The 19,914-nt window shown below is 44.0% G+C and carries 21 protein-coding genes; 7 read left to right on the top strand and 14 right to left on the bottom strand.

What is annotated here, in order from left to right; genetic code table 11:
• Position 1: 1 nt before the first annotated feature.
• From OCV99_RS01165 to proB, 3 genes are all read right to left on the bottom strand, one after another.
• The gene (locus tag OCV99_RS01165; protein ID WP_158367351.1) at positions 2-1,171 is read right to left on the bottom strand and encodes a hypothetical protein; all 1,170 of its coding nucleotides are present in this window, start codon (positions 1,169-1,171) and stop codon (positions 2-4) included.
• A gap of 73 nt (positions 1,172-1,244) precedes the next feature.
• Complete coding sequence (locus tag OCV99_RS01160) at positions 1,245-2,492, bottom strand: glutamate-5-semialdehyde dehydrogenase (RefSeq protein ID WP_158367350.1); 1,248 nt, start codon at positions 2,490-2,492, stop codon at positions 1,245-1,247.
• On the bottom strand, positions 2,458-3,423 hold the full coding sequence (proB, locus tag OCV99_RS01155) for a glutamate 5-kinase (protein ID WP_158367348.1): 966 nt from the start codon (positions 3,421-3,423) through the stop codon (positions 2,458-2,460). The genes OCV99_RS01160 and proB overlap by 35 nt, the downstream gene beginning before the upstream one ends.
• Positions 3,424-3,946: 523 nt before the next feature.
• Between proB and OCV99_RS01150 the strand changes: the two genes are divergently transcribed.
• Positions 3,947-5,167 carry an argininosuccinate synthase gene (locus tag OCV99_RS01150; protein ID WP_158367346.1) on the top strand — a complete coding sequence of 407 codons (1,221 nt, stop codon included), beginning with the start codon at positions 3,947-3,949 and terminating at the stop codon, positions 5,165-5,167.
• Positions 5,168-5,232: 65 nt separating this feature from the next.
• Here OCV99_RS01150 and OCV99_RS01145 read toward each other — a convergent pair whose 3' ends face one another.
• Both OCV99_RS01145 and OCV99_RS01140 read right to left on the bottom strand, forming a co-directional pair.
• Entirely contained in the window at positions 5,233-6,015 is a 783-nt protein-coding gene (locus tag OCV99_RS01145) for a Uma2 family endonuclease (protein ID WP_158367343.1), read from the bottom strand.
• Positions 6,016-6,133: 118 nt separating this feature from the next.
• On the bottom strand, positions 6,134-7,135 hold the full coding sequence (locus OCV99_RS01140; RefSeq protein ID WP_317247543.1) for a dipeptidase: 1,002 nt from the start codon (positions 7,133-7,135) through the stop codon (positions 6,134-6,136).
• 52 nt (positions 7,136-7,187) lie between these two features.
• Between OCV99_RS01140 and OCV99_RS01135 the strand changes: the two genes are divergently transcribed.
• Complete coding sequence (locus tag OCV99_RS01135; RefSeq protein WP_158367340.1) at positions 7,188-7,910, top strand: gamma-glutamyl-gamma-aminobutyrate hydrolase family protein; 723 nt, start codon at positions 7,188-7,190, stop codon at positions 7,908-7,910.
• Here OCV99_RS01135 and OCV99_RS01130 read toward each other — a convergent pair.
• Entirely contained in the window at positions 7,895-8,863 is a 969-nt protein-coding gene (locus OCV99_RS01130) for a Gfo/Idh/MocA family protein (protein ID WP_158367338.1), read from the bottom strand. The two genes, OCV99_RS01135 and OCV99_RS01130, sit on opposite strands and share 16 nt — an antisense overlap.
• Before the next feature lie 141 nt (positions 8,864-9,004).
• Here OCV99_RS01130 and OCV99_RS01125 point away from each other — a divergent pair, with 141 nt between their 5' ends.
• Together OCV99_RS01125 and OCV99_RS01120 are read left to right on the top strand one after the other, a co-directional pair.
• The gene (locus OCV99_RS01125) at positions 9,005-9,187 is read left to right on the top strand and encodes a hypothetical protein (RefSeq protein WP_158367336.1); all 183 of its coding nucleotides are present in this window, start codon (positions 9,005-9,007) and stop codon (positions 9,185-9,187) included.
• Positions 9,188-9,199: 12 nt separating this feature from the next.
• The gene (locus tag OCV99_RS01120) at positions 9,200-9,460 is read left to right on the top strand and encodes a spore coat protein (protein ID WP_158367333.1); all 261 of its coding nucleotides are present in this window, start codon (positions 9,200-9,202) and stop codon (positions 9,458-9,460) included.
• 76 nt (positions 9,461-9,536) lie between these two features.
• Here the strand turns inward: OCV99_RS01120 and OCV99_RS01115 are convergent, their stop codons facing one another.
• Positions 9,537-10,322: an ABC transporter permease subunit gene (locus OCV99_RS01115; protein ID WP_158367330.1), complete on the bottom strand. Its 786-nt coding sequence runs from the start codon at positions 10,320-10,322 to the stop codon at positions 9,537-9,539.
• Positions 10,319-11,200 (bottom strand): ABC transporter ATP-binding protein, encoded by an 882-nt coding sequence (locus OCV99_RS01110; RefSeq protein ID WP_158367327.1) that lies wholly within the window; start codon positions 11,198-11,200, stop codon positions 10,319-10,321. Before OCV99_RS01110 ends, OCV99_RS01115 begins: the two co-directional genes overlap by 4 nt.
• A 438-nt stretch (positions 11,201-11,638) precedes the next feature.
• Between OCV99_RS01110 and OCV99_RS01105 the strand changes: the two genes are divergently transcribed.
• Entirely contained in the window at positions 11,639-12,919 is a 1,281-nt protein-coding gene (locus OCV99_RS01105) for an IS110 family RNA-guided transposase (RefSeq protein ID WP_158367324.1), read from the top strand.
• Between the two features lie 114 nt (positions 12,920-13,033).
• Here the strand turns inward: OCV99_RS01105 and rbr are convergent, their stop codons facing one another.
• Positions 13,034-13,642 carry a rubrerythrin gene (gene rbr / locus OCV99_RS01100; RefSeq protein ID WP_158367321.1) on the bottom strand — a complete coding sequence of 203 codons (609 nt, stop codon included), beginning with the start codon at positions 13,640-13,642 and terminating at the stop codon, positions 13,034-13,036.
• A gap of 114 nt (positions 13,643-13,756) precedes the next feature.
• Positions 13,757-14,773: a glycosyltransferase family 2 protein gene (locus OCV99_RS01095; RefSeq protein ID WP_158367319.1), complete on the bottom strand. Its 1,017-nt coding sequence runs from the start codon at positions 14,771-14,773 to the stop codon at positions 13,757-13,759.
• A 154-nt stretch (positions 14,774-14,927) separates the two neighbouring features.
• On the opposite strand from OCV99_RS01095, the gene OCV99_RS01090 reads away from it, so the two are divergent.
• Positions 14,928-16,157: a 6-phosphofructokinase gene (locus OCV99_RS01090; protein WP_158367317.1), complete on the top strand. Its 1,230-nt coding sequence runs from the start codon at positions 14,928-14,930 to the stop codon at positions 16,155-16,157.
• A gap of 27 nt (positions 16,158-16,184) precedes the next feature.
• Positions 16,185-16,829 carry a phosphate propanoyltransferase gene (pduL, locus tag OCV99_RS01085; protein ID WP_158367315.1) on the top strand — a complete coding sequence of 215 codons (645 nt, stop codon included), beginning with the start codon at positions 16,185-16,187 and terminating at the stop codon, positions 16,827-16,829.
• Positions 16,830-16,923: 94 nt separating this feature from the next.
• Here the strand turns inward: pduL and OCV99_RS01080 are convergent, their stop codons facing one another.
• The 4 genes from OCV99_RS01080 to pepI are packed head-to-tail and all read right to left on the bottom strand — an operon-like array spanning position 16,924 to position 19,803.
• Complete coding sequence (locus tag OCV99_RS01080; RefSeq protein ID WP_158367313.1) at positions 16,924-17,169, bottom strand: TM1266 family iron-only hydrogenase system putative regulator; 246 nt, start codon at positions 17,167-17,169, stop codon at positions 16,924-16,926.
• Positions 17,170-17,183: 14 nt separating this feature from the next.
• Complete coding sequence (pdaB, locus tag OCV99_RS01075) at positions 17,184-17,954, bottom strand: polysaccharide deacetylase family sporulation protein PdaB (RefSeq protein WP_158367311.1); 771 nt, start codon at positions 17,952-17,954, stop codon at positions 17,184-17,186.
• Positions 17,955-18,007: 53 nt separating this feature from the next.
• The gene (locus OCV99_RS01070) at positions 18,008-18,913 is read right to left on the bottom strand and encodes a DMT family transporter (protein WP_158367308.1); all 906 of its coding nucleotides are present in this window, start codon (positions 18,911-18,913) and stop codon (positions 18,008-18,010) included.
• Between the two features lie 5 nt (positions 18,914-18,918).
• Complete coding sequence (gene pepI / locus OCV99_RS01065) at positions 18,919-19,803, bottom strand: proline iminopeptidase (protein ID WP_158367305.1); 885 nt, start codon at positions 19,801-19,803, stop codon at positions 18,919-18,921.
• Positions 19,804-19,914: the final 111 nt, after the last annotated feature.

Genomic DNA, 19,914 nt, shown 5'->3' with positions numbered 1-19,914 from the left:
ATTACTCTTTTTCACCAAACATCGCCCGGATCATAGCCCTCAGCCTGGCGCTCACATCCACCATATCTCCTTCGTGAATACAATAAAGAATCATCCAATCAAAAGGAGAACGCGGATCCAGCGCTCTATAGCCGCACTGCAGCAGCATATCATTCAGGCGGCAGTACAGATCTTCAAAACTTTCTTCCCCGGAAGGTTCCCACTCCAAGTCTTCTTCATCTTCCGGCAGGCTTCCCGGATCCGTTGCCAAAAACAGCAAAATCAATACTTTCCGCGTCACATCCATTTTCCGGTTCCGCATCTTTGACAGCGCCACATCGTCCGGCCATCCGCTGCTTATATTTTTCTGAATCTCTGTGAAGGTAAGCTTCTCCTTTCCGGAATCCTCCTTCTTCTTACCGGCACGGACTTGCTCCTTAGCATACAGCACATGATCCCCATAAAAATATTCCCTTGTAATATCACGGGCAGTCAGCCTTTCTTCTTCAAAAACCTCCGCCCGCCGTTCTATCTCATCCAGTTCCGGATGCTCCAGGATTTCCAGCATTTCCATAAAAAGCTTATAAGCATTGTTATGCCAGCGGCCCAATCTCGGCACGGCTTCTGTCAGATAATCTTCCAGCTCCTCCCTGGTGCGAAGCGCCGCAACCTCTGCCCTGATCACCGGAGTGAAACTGTCCTGTGCCGGTTCCCTGGATTCTCTGACGGTTGAAAGCTTTCTTTTCATCTCTTCATTCAGCTTCTGCGCTTCCTGATAGCTCATTCCCTGTTTTAGGGCAAAAATGTATACAATTTCATCCGGGCTTCTCCAATGCAGTCCTTCTTCCGAAACAAGGGCGACAAATTCATCCGCTTCCTCTACAGACAGTCCCAGGATAAAGCAAAGCTCAATGGCATCCTTTTTCTTAATTGTCTGGTTCATGGTATACTTCATCCAGCCTCTTACACGCCGCGCGACAGACTCCCTTTTCTGGCTTGGGTCATGCTCCAGCAATCCCTCCACCAAAAGCTTCTGCAGTTCCTTTCCATGTGAAAATTTCTCAATCTTCTCCCAGGGCGTGCGCATATCTGCATGTTCCAGGAAAGCAATTGCTTCCTGAATTGATCGGTCCTCCCCTGCCGCCTCGTTATAATTGTATTGTGACAACTCCGTCATATTTTTCTCATTCATGGTGTTTTCTCCGTACTTCCATTACAATTCCGGTTCTTTCTATGAATTGTAACACACCCGCCCACCAATTTCACTATCTTCTTATCTGTCCGTTTCCAAATATAATATATTTTATTGTAGTCAGCGCCTCCAATCCCATCGGTCCTCTCGCATGGAGCTTCTGGGTACTGATTCCAATCTCCGCACCGTAACCAAATTCAAATCCATCCGTAAATCTCGTGGAAGCATTTACATAAACTGCCGCCGCGTCAATTTCATCCTGGAACTTCAGCGCATTTGTATAATTTTCTGTAATTATAGATTCCGAATGTCCGGTGTTGTAAGTATTAATGTGTTCAATCGCTTCTTCTATAGAAGAAACCGTTTTCATAGAAATAATTTTATCCAGATATTCCGTACCCCAGTCCTCCTCTGATGCGGCAAGAATCCCCGGCTGGATTGCACATGCCGCCTCGTCTCCACGGATTTCCACCTGCTTTTTATTGAGCCGTTCATAGATTGCAGGAATAGCTTCCTTTGCAATATTTTTGTGAATTACCAGAGATTCACAGGCATTGCAGACTCCCGTTCGCTGGGTCTTGGCGTTATCAATAATATTTACCGCCATCTGAAGATCGGCATATTCGTCCACATAAACATGACAATTCCCGGTTCCGGTCTCTATCACCGGAACGGTACTATTTTTCACTACATGGTCGATCAGCCCTTTCCCGCCCCGCGGAATCAATACATCAATATAGGAATTCATCCGAAGCATCTCCGTTACATGCGCCCGATTCGTATCTTCCACTAAGAGCACCGCTGTCTCAGGTAAATTCTCCTTCACAAGCCCTTCCCGTATTACTTGGACAATCGCCTTGTTAGAACAGGCAGCGTCACTTCCGCCCCGCAAGATCGTCACATTCCCGTTCTTAAAACACAGGCCAAATGCATCTGCCGTCACATTGGGACGGGATTCATAGATAATTCCCACAACTCCCAGGGAAACTCTCTTTTTCCCAATCCGAAGCCCGTTAGGTCTTGTCTTCATAGAGACAATCTCTCCCACCGGATCCTCCAGATCCGCAATCTGCATCAGCCCTTCCGCCATTGCCTCTATCCGCTCCGACGTAAGCCTTAGCCGGTCAATCAAAGACTCTTTCATCCCCCGCTTTTCTGCCATGGCAACATCTTTTTCATTTTCCTCCAAAATAAATCCGCTCCGGGCACACAGCATTTCCGCTGCCGCACGAAGTCCTCTGTTTTTCTCCGTCTGCCCTAAAATCCGTACCTTCTTCTCCGCTTCCTTAGCTTGCCTGCCAATTGCTTCCATGTAACTCATAATCCATACCTCCTGCCTGATAATTTTCCTTTTTCTTACTCAATGTCTCTTTGCGTTTCCGCTTCGCCAGCCTCCGGTACTGCTCTCGCTCAGGCGCCAGTGAATTTTCCATTTCCAAGGCATTCTCGCCGGACAAGAACAAGGTTCCCACTTTCTTGCCTGCCATAATATCGTGAATCGTATAAATATTCTGTCCATTGGCAATCACCATATCCGCCCCGGAATTTACCGCAATTTTTGCCGCTTCTATCTTCGTCGCCATTCCGCCCGTACCCAGGTCACTCCCTGCGCCTTTTCCCATTTTTTCCAGTTCTTCATCTATTTTTACTACGGTATGAACAAAACGGGCGTGGGGATTTTTCTTCGGATCATCCGTATACAACCCTTCAATATCCGACATCAAGATCAACAGATCTGCATCCACCAAGGACGCTACATAAGCCGCCATCGTATCATTATCTCCAAAATTCCCATAGGCTTCCTCATCCACGGAGATAGCGTCATTTTCATTTACGATCGGCACCACATTCATAGCAAATAATTCATCAAAAGTATTCCTTGCATTCTGTGCGCACATTTCATTCATAATCGACTCTTTCGTCAATAGTACCTGCGCTGTCAGCTGGCTGTATTCTGCAAACAGCTTTTCGTACATCATCATTAGCCTTCCCTGACCCACAGCCGCACACGCCTGCCGCACTGCCCGGTCTTTCACACCGCTTTTTACTCCCAATACATTCCTTCCGATTCCTACCGCACCCGATGACACCACAATAATTTCCTTCCCTTTATTCCTCAGATTAATCAGGATGCGCACAAATTTCTCCAGCTTCTCCAGATTAATATTGCCTGTCTCCGCATAAGTGATAGTAGATGTTCCTACCTTGATTACAATCCGTTTCTTATCCTTTAACATTTCTCTGTTTCTCATGATCTTACCCTTTCTGCTTTTATAAAATATAAAAAAGGAATAAAAGCAAAAGCATATGTTTTGCCTTTATTCCTTCTCAATTACAAACATATTCTTTCCCGTAACCCAGTATTGAATTTTATGCCATGACTACCCCTAAGGGGCACGGGAAACACGGCACAAAAACAACACTGCTTACAGAAAGTAAAGCAGAGCCTGTCACACAAATATTTTTGCTGCACTTACAGCTGTCAATTTCATTCATGTTGATCACTCCCATCAAAGAATCCTGTTCTCTTATTTTCTAACTATTTTATACAAATATTCTTATTTGTCAAGCAAAAATATTTCCACAAATTGCATGAATATACATGCGAACTAATTTTTATGCATAATTATTGAATAATATACACTTTAATAAAGATTTTTCATTTTCTTGTTGCATATTTATAAGATATGGTGTATAGTAGTTTTTGCATAAAAAACAAATACATAAAAAAGAAGATTCGTGCCGTCAGGCACTGCATTTTAGGAGGCGTTTACTATGAAAGAGAAGGTTATCTTAGCATATTCAGGCGGACTGGATACGACTGCTATTATTCCATGGCTGAAAGAAAATTTTGACTACGACGTTATCTGCTGCTGTATCGACTGCGGACAGGGCGAAGAGCTTGACGGATTGGAAGAGCGTGCCAAATTATCCGGCGCATCCAAATTATATATCGAAGATATTGTAGATGATTTCTGCGATAACTACATCGTACCTTGCGTACAGGCACACGCTGTATACGAGAATAAATATTTACTGGGAACTTCCATGGCCCGTCCCGCAATTGCCAAAAGGCTGGTAGAAATTGCAAGAAAAGAAGGCGCCAGCGCAATCTGCCACGGCGCTACCGGTAAGGGCAATGACCAGATTCGTTTTGAACTTGGTATCAAAGCATTGGCTCCTGACCTCAAAATCATCGCTCCGTGGAGAATGACGGATGTGTGGACCATGCAGTCCCGTGAAGATGAAATCGAATATTGTAAGCAGCATGGCATTGACCTTCCGTTTGATGCCAGCCACAGCTACAGCCGTGACCGTAATTTATGGCACATCAGCCATGAAGGACTGGAACTGGAAGATCCTGCAAACGAACCAAATTACGATGATCTTCTTGTTCTCGGTGTTACACCGGAGAAAGCCCCGGACGAAGGCGAGTATGTTACTATGACATTTGAAAAAGGCGTTCCGAAGAGCATTAACGGTGAAGAGATGAAAGTTTCTGATATTATCCGCAAGTTAAATGAATTGGGCGGAAAGCACGGCGTCGGTATCTGCGATATTGTTGAGAACCGTGTTGTAGGCATGAAATCCCGCGGAGTATATGAGACTCCCGGCGGAACCATTCTCTACGAAGCACACCAGCAGCTTGAAGAGCTGGTATTAGACCGCGCTACTTATGAAGTAAAAGAAGAGATGGGTAATAAACTTTCCCAGATTGTATATGAAGGAAAATGGTTCACACCTCTGCGCGAAGCAGTTCAGGCATTTATTGAAAGCACACAGGAATATGTAACCGGCGAAGTGAAATTCAAGCTTTACAAGGGCAATATCATTAAAGCCGGAACAACTTCTCCATATTCCCTGTACAGCGAATCCCTGGCAAGCTTCACCACAGGCGAATTGTATGACCACCACGATGCAAGCGGATTCATTAATCTGTTCGGTCTTCCGTTAAAGGTTCGTGCAATGAAAATGCAGGAAGTAGAAGGCAAATAAAAGAAATCAAAAAGCTCCGGTTCCGACAGGATGTATAAAACCACATCCTGCCGGAGCCTTTTTATTTATATCATCTCATCCAGTCTCAGCGAAAATCCCTTTATTCTGAATGACGGAACGGATGTCTCAAAGGAAGCAATGACAGGGGCACTGTCCGCCGCCAGATCATACAATATCACCCTCCGCTCCCCAGGATTCACAATCCAATATTCCCCAACACCATATTTTCTGTATAGCGCAAGCTTTTCAAACATATCATACTCTGCTGTTGCCGGTGACAGTATCTCTACTGCTATATCCGGCGCCCCATAACAGATATCATCCTTAATCAATTCACGCCTGCAGATAACAGATATATCCGGCTGAACTGCCACGGCTCTTTCTTCGTCAAGAACTACACAGAACGGTGCAGGAACAACCACACATTTACTGCAATGCTCCTGCAAATACTGCTCCAGCGACATAGAAAACAGCAAGGCAATTCTCTGATGCTCATATCCAGGCGCATTACGGTGAACCAACCGTCCTTCTACCAGTTCATATTCCCCACAGCGTTCCAACGCAAAATACTCCTCAATTGATAATTCCTCTCCCTGACAGCCATACTGTGCTTTTGACTCTTCCACCATTCCGGCTACCCGACAGGGATTCGATCTTTTCCCTTCTTTTCTGCCAACACGAAATATCTCTCCTATCCTGCACAACATTTCCAAATCCGGAATCTGCTCTCCCGTCTCATATTTCATATATGCCGCCCGGGAAATTCCCAGACGCTCTGCCATAGAACCCTCCGTATATCCTCCGGCTTTCCTTGCTACCTTTAAATATTCTGCAATAATCTGGTTCACTGTCTTCTCCCCCTTTCATATACTCTAAACATATCTTTTTTCATACATAGGACTCACACGTTTGTATCACAATAATATCATATAGTTTCCATAATTGCAACCGTTATTTTTAGGCAACTCATTGCACATTTAATACCCGCAGTACATTTTCTGACCAGATTTTCTCGATCTGCCTCGTTGTAAATCCGGCTTTCTCAAGCGCCCGCGCAAGGCACCCCATTTGTCCCATATCCGGTATCTCCATTCTTTCCATACCGTCAAAACCATCAAAATCGGTACCAATGGCAGGAAACTCGCTTCCACCCACCTTTACCATATGTTTCAAATGCTCTACCATGGCATCCATCCTGGATTCATTGCTTCCGTCCAGAAAACAGCCATAAAAATTAAGCCCTGCAACGCCTCCTTTTTCCGCCAGTCTGCGAATCATATCATCCGAAAGGTTTCTTGGGTGATTACAGACAGCACGGCAGTTAGAATGAGACGCCACGACCGGACCTTTCGCGTATTTCAATACATCCGATGAGGTACCGTCAGAAGCGTGGGATACATCCACAATCATCCCTAATTCGCCCATTCTTTCTACCACTTCTATTCCAAAAGGTTTCAGCCCGGACGCCATTTCTTTTCTATCTCTGCTGTTAGGATATCCGATACAATTTTCATAGTTCCACAGAATCGTCATCAGACTGACCCCTTGTTTCTTAAGCTCTTCCAGCCTTTCCATCCGCCCATTTAAAATGCCGCCTTCTTCCACCGTAAGAAAGGCTCCAATCTTTTTCTCCTCCTCTGCTTCCGCTTCTGCCCTTTGCATTCCGGCAAGCGCTGCTCTTTCCTTTAAGAAAACCATTTTTTCCGGGCAGGCGCCCACTTCCTTCTTCAGATATTCCGCCATTTCTAACACGTGCCTGAACCCAGCATCGTATTTTTCTTCTGCCGTCACTCCCGGCAGAGCATGCAGATACACAAAGCAGGCAAAAAATTGCGCTATTGAGCCTGCTTCTTTTAGCTTACTCAAAGAAACCGCACAATCATTATGCAATAAGTTGCCTTTTTTGTCTAAGTCTATCATTTTCCATAACGTGTCACAGTGCATATCAATCAGATTCATATTTTCCATTTCCTTCTCATATCATTTATCATTCTATATCATATTACATGGAGGGAGATTTATGAAGTCTGTTATTGGAATTATCACCTGCGGATTTGAAAATGAAAGACAATTCGTCAGCCAGAATTACATCGAGGCAATCCAACGCTCCGGCGCTCTTCCCCTCCTGCTTCCCATCCTCCCCTTCCACAGCACAGACATCCATCTGGATTATCAGCAATACGGCTCTGTCTGCGACGGTTTTCTCTTCTGCGGCGGCGGCGACATTACTCCCATCTTCTTTGATGAAGAACCGCTGGATGCCTCCGGCGTCACAGACATAAAAACGGACATATTCCAGCTTTCTTTCATGGAATATGTCCTTTCACTGCAAAAACCTGTTCTAGCCATCTGCCGCGGTATGCAGGTATTAAATACCGCCCTGGGCGGAACCATTTATCAGGATAACACTCTTATTCCGAGAACTACGCTGTCGCATATGCAGCGCTCCATCCGGCGCAGCGACGTCTCCCATAGAGTTTCTTTTGAACCCGGCAGTATTCTTCATAGCATCTGTGGAGAAACTACCTATACCAACAGCTTCCATCACCAGTCCGTCCACACACCCGGCGGCCAGATTCTCATCAGCGGAAGAACTTCCGATGGAATCATTGAAGCCATCGAAGTGGAAGATCATCCCTTTGCCGTAGGTGTTCAATGGCATCCGGAATGCATGTACAAAACTTCGCGGGAAATGCGGAATCTGTTCCTTCGTTTCGTCGCTGCCGGTTACTCGAAGGGATAGCGAAGTCCCCAGTCGGCACGGATGTTATCCATCCATTCCATCATCTGAAGCGTTTCACTGTGGGGCATCTCTTCACATTCCAGCATTCCGGCTTCCAGCGCCCGCATGCATGCCCGGATTTCATATTCGTACCCGGTAATCTGTTTTGGCACTTCCACTGTGCGGATAGATTTTCTGTCAGATGAAAAAATCTCAATCCTGTCCACATTGTTGATATTATAAGCAATCATATAGCCTTTCGTCCCATAGACGATTCCATACTGTTCTGTCGCCGCCAGCATTCCTGCGTGAAGCGTTGCAAGACGCCCGTCTTTATAAGTAAGAATCATAGCATCCTGAGCATCCACGCCAGTTGGCGACCATACACAGGCAGATGTAATCTTCTCAATCTCATTTCCAAAACACATACTTGCGAAATTCAGCGGGTACACTCCCACATCCAGCAGCGCTCCTCCGGCAAGCTCCGGCTTTACCATGCGCTCTTTATCCACCACGTCATAGCCCAGATTTGCACTGAGTCCTTTCAACTCACCAAGTTCACCGCTGCTAAGAATATCTGCAATTAATTTTCTGGAAGGCATATAGCGGGTCCAGATTGCTTCCGTTATAAATACATTTTTCTCCTTTGCATAAGCAAGAAGCTCCTTCGCCTGCTTCACATTTGCCGTAAAAGATTTCTCACAAAGCACCGGCTTTCCATAGGAAATACAAAGCTTCCCATGCTCCAGATGGTGAGAATGCGGAGTGGCGATATACACCAGATCCACCTTATCATCCATGAGCATTTCTGCGTAAGAACCATAGGCTTTCTCCACATGATTCTTTTCTGCAAATTCTTCTGCACGCCTGATATCCCTTGATGCAACCGCATAAGCACATGCATCCTCCATTCCATTTAATGTCTGTGCCATCGCTACCGCGATACGGCCTGCTCCTAATATTCCAACATTCATCTGTTTCCCTCCGTTCGTATGAATTTCATCAACATTGTATCATATTTTCATTTCAAAAAAAATTCTTTCCACCGTATATTTCTTTCCCTTTTCCGAGATACTAACCAGGTAAATATCAACCAGCTAAAGGAGGAATACGCTATGGCAGATTTATCTGTTCTCGACTTACAGAACCTTCGCCATCTGATTGGCGGATACGACACATCCCACTGCAAAATGACAGAATATGCAAGTCAGACTGAAGATCCGGAAATCAAAAAATTATTTCAGGATGCGGCAAATTCCGCAATGAAGAACAAACAAGATCTTATGAAATTTTTATAAGGAGGGTACAGCATGTTAAACGAAAAAACTATGGTTGTCGACGCATTGACCGGTGTCAATGGCGAATTGACACGTTTCGGCGAAATGATTCCGCAGACAGAAAACATGGAATTGAAACAGTGCCTGAAACAGCTTCGCAATGAATGTGAAATGTCACAGGAAAAACTTTATCAGGTCGCACGGGAAAAAAGCTACTATGTTCCTGCTGAAAAGGCATCCCAGCAGGAAATCGACCACGTAAAATCTATTTTAACCCATCCGGTTATGAAATAATAATTATGTAAGGTACGGTGTAACTCAGTAAAAAGAGTTACACCGTTTTCTCTTGCTGCCAATTATCTGTTGTATTTTAATGGATATCTTTCTTCGTGTATTTCAGATAGGCAATCATGATTCCCCCAATTCCTATACCGGCACCAATGGCGACCATTCCTCCGTCCAGCCTGCCATTTGTCACGATATCAGCGCCATCACAATATCCAAACGGTGTTATATATTTCAAAAGTTCAGCGACATCAGCAATATTTGCAATCAGGTTTAAAAAATACATCATTGCGGCAATACCAAGTCCTGCACCCGCACTGCCTTTGCGAAGGAATGCCGAAATGCCAAAGCAAATCCCTGCCAGCTCAATCTGAAGCAGATAATAGGCAAGATGCAACAGACTAATTTCTTTTAGAGGAATTTCCTCACCGACAGCAGCTATGGAACCGACAGCAACAGCATAGATAATGATATTCATCGCTGTGATTTGGAGCAGTACAGCAACCAACTTTTCCGTAATAATTCTTTTCCGGCTGACAGGATGAGTCAGCAGAAATTCCGCAGTTTTATCTTTTTCTTCTTTGCTGAGAATACCCGCTGCACAAAGTGCTGCATAAAATGCACCGCCGAGGCCTAAAACATTGCCGCATTCAACAGCGTAAAATCCAACGAGTGATCCAAAGTTCAAACGATCCATACCGAATGCCTCGGTGAAAGACCCCATGGAAGCAAATACATCATTAACACTCTCCATCTGTCCCTTCATTTCCGGAAATAGAAAAACGCAGATTACAAGGAGAAAGCCAATAGCGGCCGTCCATATCATAAACAAAATTTTCCCTTGCTTCAGCTCGTGTTTTACAAGTGTCATACCGTCTCACCGTCCTTTTCATAATAATGCAGAAATATTTCCTCAAGATCCGGCTCTGTAATCGTAAGATCGTCCACTTGAACGGAGGATAGCACGCGGAGCAAGCTGTCCATAGCACCACTGTAAAGGAAACGAACGGAGCCTTCAGTATCCTTTCTATCCCGAACGCCGCTCAAGCGCTCTAAGGGAACGCTGCCATGAACCGTAATACATTTTACACTTGTTTTTGAGAGAGCTTCTACACTATTGCACGCAATGATTCGGCCGTCACGGATAATTGCCGCGCGGGTACAATTGTGCTGAATTTCCGAAAGAATGTGGCTTGACAGGAAAATCGTTGTACCCTCCTTATTTCTTTCCCGTAAAATGTCAAAAAACTCTTTTTGCATCAGCGGATCCAGTCCGATTGTCGGCTCGTCCAGCACAAGCAGCTTCGGCCGATGCTGTAAAGCACAGACGATAGCGACCTTCTTTCTATTTCCAAATGACAGATCATCATTTTTTCGGTCTGTATCAAGCCGCAGTCTCTCACAGAGCAGCTTTGATTCAGCAGTGCAATCCTTTTTCCGCAAATCAGCGGACAGTTTCAATACATCTTTCACTTTCATCCCTTGATAAAATAATGCCTCTGAGGGCAGATAACCGATGTTCTGCAAAATGGTTTCCTTCTCTTTTGTGACATCTTTCCCAAATATCATTGCACTACCTGATGTAGGGGCAATCAACCCAAGCAACGTCCGGATTGTCGTGGATTTTCCTGCACCATTCGGACCGATAAAGCCAAAAAACTCGCCCTGTGTTACTGTCAGGTCAAGCTGGGTGATGCCCCTTGCCTTACCATAGTATTTTGTAAGCTTAGTTGTTTTTATAATCTCCATATTTCGTTACTCCTCGTATAATAAGTTTGTAAGCAAGAAAACAGCTTGCAGACTTATTCTTTTTTGATTAGACAGAAGGATAATTCTAAACATCCTTTCCGAAGATTCTTCTTCAATCATGCTGGTTCATCCATTCTCTGTCTATTGGTTAATAAGTTACTTTATAGTCATGGTCCCAGATGTTACAATAAGTTCCATAAGAACTGTAGCTATGGTTATTGCTTCGTCACTCCTGCAAAGCGTTTGCTATTGCCAAGAAAGCATGCAACCCTAATACTACGCTAAGACTTATTACACAAATGCTGCATCCTGGTATCTAGCCACCAGCAGGGTATTTCTGCCAGGTAATGCTCATAACGCGAGGTTTAGGGCGGCGTAGTGATCTGGGATAAGCCATGATTACTCTTCTTCATTTTTATCGAAAGGTGGTGATGATCCGTGAAAGAACATATTGATTACCTCTCAACTCTGTTTGTTGGGATTGACATTGCATCCCGTGTTCATGTTATTTCTGCACTTGATTTCCATGAGAAGTTCTACATCAAGATGAAACCTGTAGAAAACACTCAGGAAGGTGCAGTTCTTATAGAACGGATGATTTCTGATGTGTTAGCGCATAACCATTCGTTCAAATACGTTGTTATCGGTATGGAATCCACTGGTTTCTATGGTGTCCATCTGGCTAATTATCTTTCTGCCAGCGACCTGCTTGCACCATTCTCGGTCAGGGTTTACTGTCTCAATCCAAAGGAAGTTAAGAACTACAAGAAGTCCTTTAACGACATTGGAAAGAATGATGGCATAGATTCCTATGTGATCGCTGATTTTGCACGTGTAGGACGTATTGCAATCAAGCCATGGCGCGGTTCCCAATACCTTGCCCTACAGCGGCTTACCAGACACCGTATGCATATCACTGAATGTATCGCAAGAGAAAAGACCTACATGCTTAACAACATTTATCTCAAGTTCAGTGAATATGCATTACTTCGTGATGGACAACATCCATTCGCTAACAAATATGGTGCCACAGCCGAAGCTATTCTTACTGAGTACACAACGAATGAAGATATCGTAAACTCATCAGTAGAATGCCTCGTCGCTTTTATCAACTCTAAGAGCAAAGGTCGTATTGCTGATCCAGAAGAAACAGCAAAAATCTTACAGGCTGCAGCCCGCAACTCATACCGGCTTGACAAATGCCTCTATGAGCCACTTACTATCTCAATCGCTTCTTCATTTAACTGTATCAGTTCTTTTGAGAAAGAACTGAAAGCGATTGATAAAGCAATCCTTCAAACAGTTCAGGGACTAAACCCTGACGAGTACACGGTACTGAATTCCATTCCCGGAATCGGTAAGGTTTATTCAGCCGGTATCTTAGCCGAAATGGGTTCCATTAAGGCTTTTCCGAATGCCAATGCTCTCGCAAAATACTGCGGTATCGTTTGGAACGATAATGACTCTGGCGACTTCGTAGCGGAGGACAAACACATGAGCAAAGCTGGCAACAGATATCTGCGCTACTACATCATAGAAGCTACCGGAAGCGTAATAAGACACTGCCCCGAATACAAAGCCTTCTATGACAAGAAATATGCTGAAACAAGAAACCATCAGCATAAACGAGCACTCGCGTTGACTTCCCGTAAATTTATACGTCTGCTCTTCGGTCTGCTGGACAAGGGCCAACTCTACTCTCCGGAAAAGAGTAGGTAATCCACACCATATATCGAACTTACGTTTCTTTTAGACCGTAGGTCTATTAAGGTTACCCTTTTCCAAAAAAATCTTTTTCATTTTCCTCTTGACATATCACCAAATTGCTTCCTGTTAAAGCATATCCGAATCTGTGTACGGCGCCATATCAAGTGGAATAAAATAACCCTTATCATGCCTGCACACCGGACATTTTTCCGGCACTTTTCCTCCTTCATGAATATACCCGCAATTCAGGCACATCCAGGCACCCATGTAATTTCCTTCAAAATACTCGTTATTTTCAAGCAAAGATTTTAATTTCCCAAACCGTTTTGCATGAATATGCTCAATCTCGGCTATCTGGAAAAATGCAGAGGCAGCCTCCAAAAAACCTTCTTCCTTTGCATCTATGGCAAATGACTGATAGACATCTTCAAATTCTTCCATTTCGTTGTGTTCTGCAGATTTCAACAATTCCAAAATGGACTCGTAAGTATCTACCGGATATCCTCCGCAAATTTCAACCGTGGTTCCCTCCATTTCTCTGAGTAATTCGTAAAATCGCTGCGCATGGGCGCGCTCCTGCTCTGCCGTAAAACGGAAAATACTGCTTATCGCCTGCATATTCTGTTTTTCTGCTGTTTCTGCCGCAATGGTATATCTGTTCCTCGCCTGGCTCTCTCCTGCAAATGCTTTCATCAGATTCTCTTTCGTTTTGCTTGACTTAAAATCAACCGCCATGATATACACTCCTTATCCTGTTTTTCGTATCCATGTACAGGAAACGACGTTCCTTCTGTACACGAATTAACGCTAACAGTAGTGTATGCCATGACGGTCAAAATATTCCTTTCTTTAGTTAAATCCTATCAGCCTTCTTGCCACCGAATAAGCCAAAGAAGAAATTTTTCTTCCCGGTTTTCCCGGAAGATTCATGGTCTGCCCCAGAATCCCATAGCGGATGCGCAGGAAAGTTTTCATATCCTTCTTTTTCAGATATTTCCACAATTCTCTTTTCTTCTCCAGATTCTCCGGCTCTTTGGAACGGATTAACAATATAGAAGAAACTGTCATCATAATCGCAAGATAATTAACCATATAGTTCCTCAGTTTTTTATTTGCAATCTCTCGCATCTGATACATATCAATCATCGTTTTTGTCACAAATATCTGCTGGTCAATCCTCTTTATCATAACTTTTTCATTAACTGACTGATCTTCTCTTCCTATATAATAACGATAAAAATCCTCATCCATATAATACATTTTCCGCACGTGCGGCAATGGATAATACACATAAATATTATCTACATAGAACGTATGCTTCGGCAGACTCAGCTGGCATAGCTTCAGCATATCTGTACGGTAAATCACAGAATGCATCAGAATATACTGATCCATATGAAAATGCCCGATATCCGACCAGCGGAAAATCTCATCCTGCGGCAAAACATTCCGGTAATGGATTACCTTTTTATGCGCGGCTCCCTCCTTCTCATACACATAATTGGCAATCAGCATATCCACTTCCTTGCCCTCTTCCTCGAGATTTCTCAATGTCTGCAAAATGCGATGAAGCGACTCTTCCTTTACCCAGTCATCGCTGTCCACTACCTTAAAATATTTCCCGGCTGCACTCTTAAGCCCAAAGTTGACAGCATCCCCATGGCCGCCGTTTTCTTTATCAACCACCCGGACAATCTCCGGATATTTTTCTTCGTATTCATGTGCTATTTTTGACGTATCGTCTTTGGAACCATCATTTACAATGATAATTTCCACATCATCTCCGCCCGGAAGAATGCTCTCAATAGCGTGGGACATATATGCGGCTGAATTGTAGCACGGAATTGCAAATGAAATATACTTCATGATTTTCTCCTCCCTGGTTCGATAACCTCTTACAGTATAATGCATTCTTACTTTTTTTCCAACTTAAACTTTGTAAAATATTTTCGTATATCATTGTAAATTAGAAGATTTTCCGTTATAGTAAATAATATATGAAAAAAATTGGAGGTCAAACATGAGCACAAAGAAAAATCTTCTTGTCGGACAATCAGGCGGTCCGACTGCAGTTATTAACGGAAGCCTGTATGGTGTTGTTTCGGAAGGACTTAAGAAAACCGATGAAATCGGACATGTCTATGGTATGGTAAATGGTATTGAAGGTTTCTTAAATGATAATTATATGGACATGAAATCTTTAGAAGAAACGAATGAATTAGAACTTCTGCGTACCACGCCGGGCGCTTTCTTAGGTTCTTGCCGTTATAAACTCCCGGAAGAACTGGATAACGAAGTATATCCGACGCTTTTCCAGAAATTTGAAGCGCTGGACATCGGCTATTTCTTCTATATCGGCGGAAATGATTCTATGGATACTGTAAGCAAGTTATCCAGATACGCAGAAAAGGTTGACAGCAGCATTCGTTTTATCGGTGTTCCGAAGACAATTGACAATGACCTGGTAGAAACAGACCATACCCCGGGATTCGGAAGTGCAGCAAAATACGTTGCAACAACCGTAAGAGAAATTGCAACAGACGCTTCTGTTTATGACAACAAAAAATCCGTAACTATCGTAGAAATCATGGGAAGACATGCCGGATGGCTGACGGCTGCCAGCGTGCTTGCCCGCAAATTCGAGGGAGACAACCCGGTATTAATTTACCTCCCGGAAGTTGCATTTGACCAGGATGCATTTGTCGCTAAAGTGGAAGAAGCTCTGAAAACCACGCCAAACCTCGTTGTATGTATTTCCGAAGGTATTAATGATGGCAAAGGAACCTTTATCTGTGAATTTGCAAGCGAAGTTGGTACCGATAACTTTGGCCACAAGATGCTGACTGGTTCCGGCAAATATCTTGAGAACCTTGTAAAAGCAAAACTGGGTGTAAAAGTACGTTCTATCGAATTGAACGTATGCCAGCGCTGCTCCTGCTCAATGCTCTCAAGTGTTGACCTTAACGAATCCATCAATGCCGGAAGCTATGGCGTCCACGCAGCATTAGCAGGCGAGACCGGAAAAATGATTACATTTATCCGCCACAGAAGCCAGCCTTATGAATTGTCTTATGGCACCGCAGATGTGAACATTATCTGCAATGAAGAAAAACCTGTTCCGGCTGAATGGATCATCAACGAAGGTTCTGACATCAGCGCTGCATTCGTTGAATACGCACGTCCGCTGACCCAGGGACATGTAGAACTTCCGACCAAAGACGGTCTTCCGCTTTTCGCATACCGCAAATAATCCGATTTATAAAGGAGTATTACAACAATGGGAATTGCGATACCTATTGAAACAAGCGCCAGGCATATACATATCAGCGAAGAGGATTTCCAAATCCTCTTCGGCAAGGATGCAGAACTTACTTATAAGGCTGATTTAAGCCAGCCGGGACAATATGTCTGCGAGGAAAGAATCACCGTCAAGGGTCCCAGAGGATCCTTTGAAAATGTAGCGGTTCTGGGTCCTCACCGGCCTGAAACCCAGGTGGAAATTTCCATGACAGATTCCCGCAAACTTGGAATCAAGGGCATGATCCGCCAGTCAGGAGACACGGAAGGCACTCCCGGCTGTACTCTGATCGGTCCCTGCGGTTCTCTGGATATTGACCACGGCGTCATCGTCGCCAAACGGCACATCCACATGACTCCGGTTCAGGCAATCCAGATGAACGTAAAAGATAATGACGAAGTTTTTGTCATAATGGAAAGCTTTGAGCGTTCCCTGATATTCGCCGATGTTGTTGTCAGAGTCAGCCCTAAATTTGCTCTTGCAATGCACGTTGACACAGACGAAGCTAATGCATTCGCGAATGACAATCATCCCACCGGAGTAATCCTGAAACTATTCGGTGGAAGAACTTACAATTTGCAGAAATGGGCGGAAGAATTACAAAACGGAATTACAAGGATTTAGTGATGCCAGGGTCAAAAGGTCTGAACCCACGTGAGCTTGCTCATAAGTGGGAAAGACCTTTTGACCCTGGCATCATTTAACAAAAACTCTCTGTCTATAATTTTGCCGTTAATGTCTTCGCACTGACTCCATGCTGCATTCCCAGCTTTCCTGACAAAGCACTGGTTACTTCTCCCGGCGCGTCTATCACAACACTGATGATTGACACACCTCTGTCACGATATGGAATCCCCATCCTTCCTACAATATATTGACGGTACTCATGAAGCAATTCATTAACGGCTGTTGCCGCCTCGTCATCTTTTATAATAATACTGATTACTGATATTCTTGTTTCCATAGGATACCCTTTCTTTAATCTTTTATCTGCCTTCCCGTCACATCCATATGATAATGATCTTTATAAATCAGCTCAGATACCGAAACCAACTCATATCCTTTTTCCTGAAGTCCTGTAATCACGCTTTCCAATGCGTCAGCCGTATACTTTGCTCCATTATGACAAAGAATAATGGAACCGTTTTTCAATTCTTTATTATCCAGTACCGCCTTAACAATACTGTCCACTCCATAATCTTTCCAGTCCAGACTATCTACATTCCACTGGATCGTATAATAGCCATTCTCCTGTGCATTCCGGATAACTTCGTCATTGTAATCTCCATAGGGCGGACGAAACAAATTCATCTCCACACCGGTCAATTCTTTGACTCTCTGATGTGCACGCATAATTTCTTCCGTTTTTTCCTCATCGGACAAACGGCTCATATTTTTATGGTTCTCACTGTGATTGCCTAAATCATGTCCTGCTGCATAAATTGCTTTTACTTCATCCGGGTATTTTTCTACCCATTCTCCTGTCATAAAAAATGCAGCATGCACATTATATTTTTTTAAAATATCCAGGATTTTCTGTGTATCTTCATTTCCCCACGCCACGTCAAATGTCAACGCTGCTTTTTTCTCATCTGTCTCTACGCTGTATATCGGCAGCTCCCGTCCGTTTACATTACTGGAAACTGTCTGAAAGCCAGACAAATATTTAAATGAACCCATAAGCGCAATCATCAGTACCAGCGTAAGTGTCCCGTAACGCTTCCATCTTCCACTCTCTTTTTCTTGCATAAAGAACTCCGAAACTATACTCTTACTTAAAAGTATATGCCGCAAAGCCTCCCCTATGCTTTCATAGAACCGATATTCAATATAAACATCGTCGATAATACCAGTGCAAATCCAACCACATCTATTGTCTGGAAAGATGTTCCCAGAAACACAGACGCAATAACAGTGGCCGCCACCGGTTCCACTGCTGATAAAAGTCCCGCATAGACAGATCCAATGCTTTTCAGCGAAGCCAGATAAAAGCAAAATGGCAGAATTGTTCCCAGCACTACAATGGCAAAGAAGCCAATTACTACCGCTGCATCAATCTCTGTCCGGAACCGCCACGGGCGAATAGCTGCCGACAGCACAATTCCTCCGATCAGCATCGCCCATGCGCACACAGCCTCTGCCTGGAATTTCTTCAGGAGCGGTACAGGAATCACTCCATAACAACAAGTGGTAACTGCCAGAATCAGACCCAGCACAATTCCCAACGGAGAAACCGTAAGCTCATGAAGATTCCCGTGGGTTGCCACCAGGAAAATACCTGCCAGGGAACACAGTACTGCCACTATCTCTTTTTTCTTTGGTTTTACATGGTACACGGCCGCAAAATACAAAATCAGAATTGCCGGATTCAAATATTGGAAAATCGTAGCAGTTCCTGCATTCATCTCCTGCACTGCACTGAAAAAGCTATACTGCATCCCCATCATTCCGAGAATCGCAAATGCAATCAGACGAACTGCATCTTTCTTATCCTTCCACATCTCGGTCACATTCATCCTTTTCACAACCGCATATCCCAAAAGCAAAATTCCTGCTGTAAGAAGCCTGTATGGCACAAGCCAGGAGGATACGACCCCCTTCCTCTCAAACAGGAATTGTGCAATAGGGCTTGTGCCGCCCCATAAAAGCCCCGCCATAAAAGCCAGCACAAACCCTTTTATTCTCTCTCTGTTATTCTTCAGATTCATTTTCTCTAGTCGTTAGCGTTCAGCCATTCCTTCATCATTTCTACATATTTATCATTGTCTTCAACAAAACACATATGTCTGCAATACTGGAATAATTCCCACTTGGAATTGGGGATTCTGTCATACATATACTTCGCTATATAAGGGGTACACAGATCATTGCCGCCATTTACTACAAGCGTAGGTTCTTTAATATCCTTCAGCTGCTTTGTTACATCGTAATCCTTAAGCGTTCCCATCGGCGTATATTCATTCGGTCCCCAGCCTACTACATATGCTTCTCCGCCTTTCTTAACCGGACGTCTTAAGCACTCCGGTGAGTCTTCGGTAACTGCCCCTGCTGCATGGCGAAGCATATACTCCGTCTCAGCCGTCACATAGACCGGATCGCTGTAATCCCCGGTAGAAGTGGCCTTCTCAATAGCATCCTGCATTTCCTGTGGAAGCTCCTTGATCATTCTGTGCTGCTCTTCTCCCCACATCCAGGACGCAGGCAATGTACTGGAAAGAATCAGGCTCTTAAGTCCCTCCGGCTTATAGTTACATACATAATCCAAAAGAAGCATCCCTCCCCAGGACTGTCCCAGAAGATGCATCTCTGAAAGTCCCAGATGCTTACGAAGCTGAATCAGCTCTTCAACCCATACCTCCGGTCTCCACAAATCCGGACGATTTTCAACATAAGACTCGCCGCAGCCAATCTGATCGTACATAATCAATTCTCTGCCATCTTCCTCTGCCAGGCGATCCAGCACTTCAAAATAATTATGTGTAGATCCCGGTCCGCCGTGTAATAAAACAAGCGGCTTCTTATCCCCTGTCTTCTTTCCTACAATCCTGTAGTATGTCTTGTACTCAAGGTATGGCATATACCCTTCTCTGATTTCCATAAAAAACCTCCTCATCATTTCGCAGTCTTCCTGCTTTCACTATAGATAATTATAACGAAATCTGTCCAAAATGTACAGACTCTATGCCCGATAATTCCCAAAAAAATAAAG

Source organism: Dorea acetigenes, from assembly GCF_025567385.1.
In the GTDB taxonomy this organism is placed as follows: domain Bacteria; phylum Bacillota; class Clostridia; order Lachnospirales; family Lachnospiraceae; genus Claveliimonas; species Claveliimonas acetigenes.
This window is presented reverse-complemented; position numbering and strand designations above follow the sequence as displayed.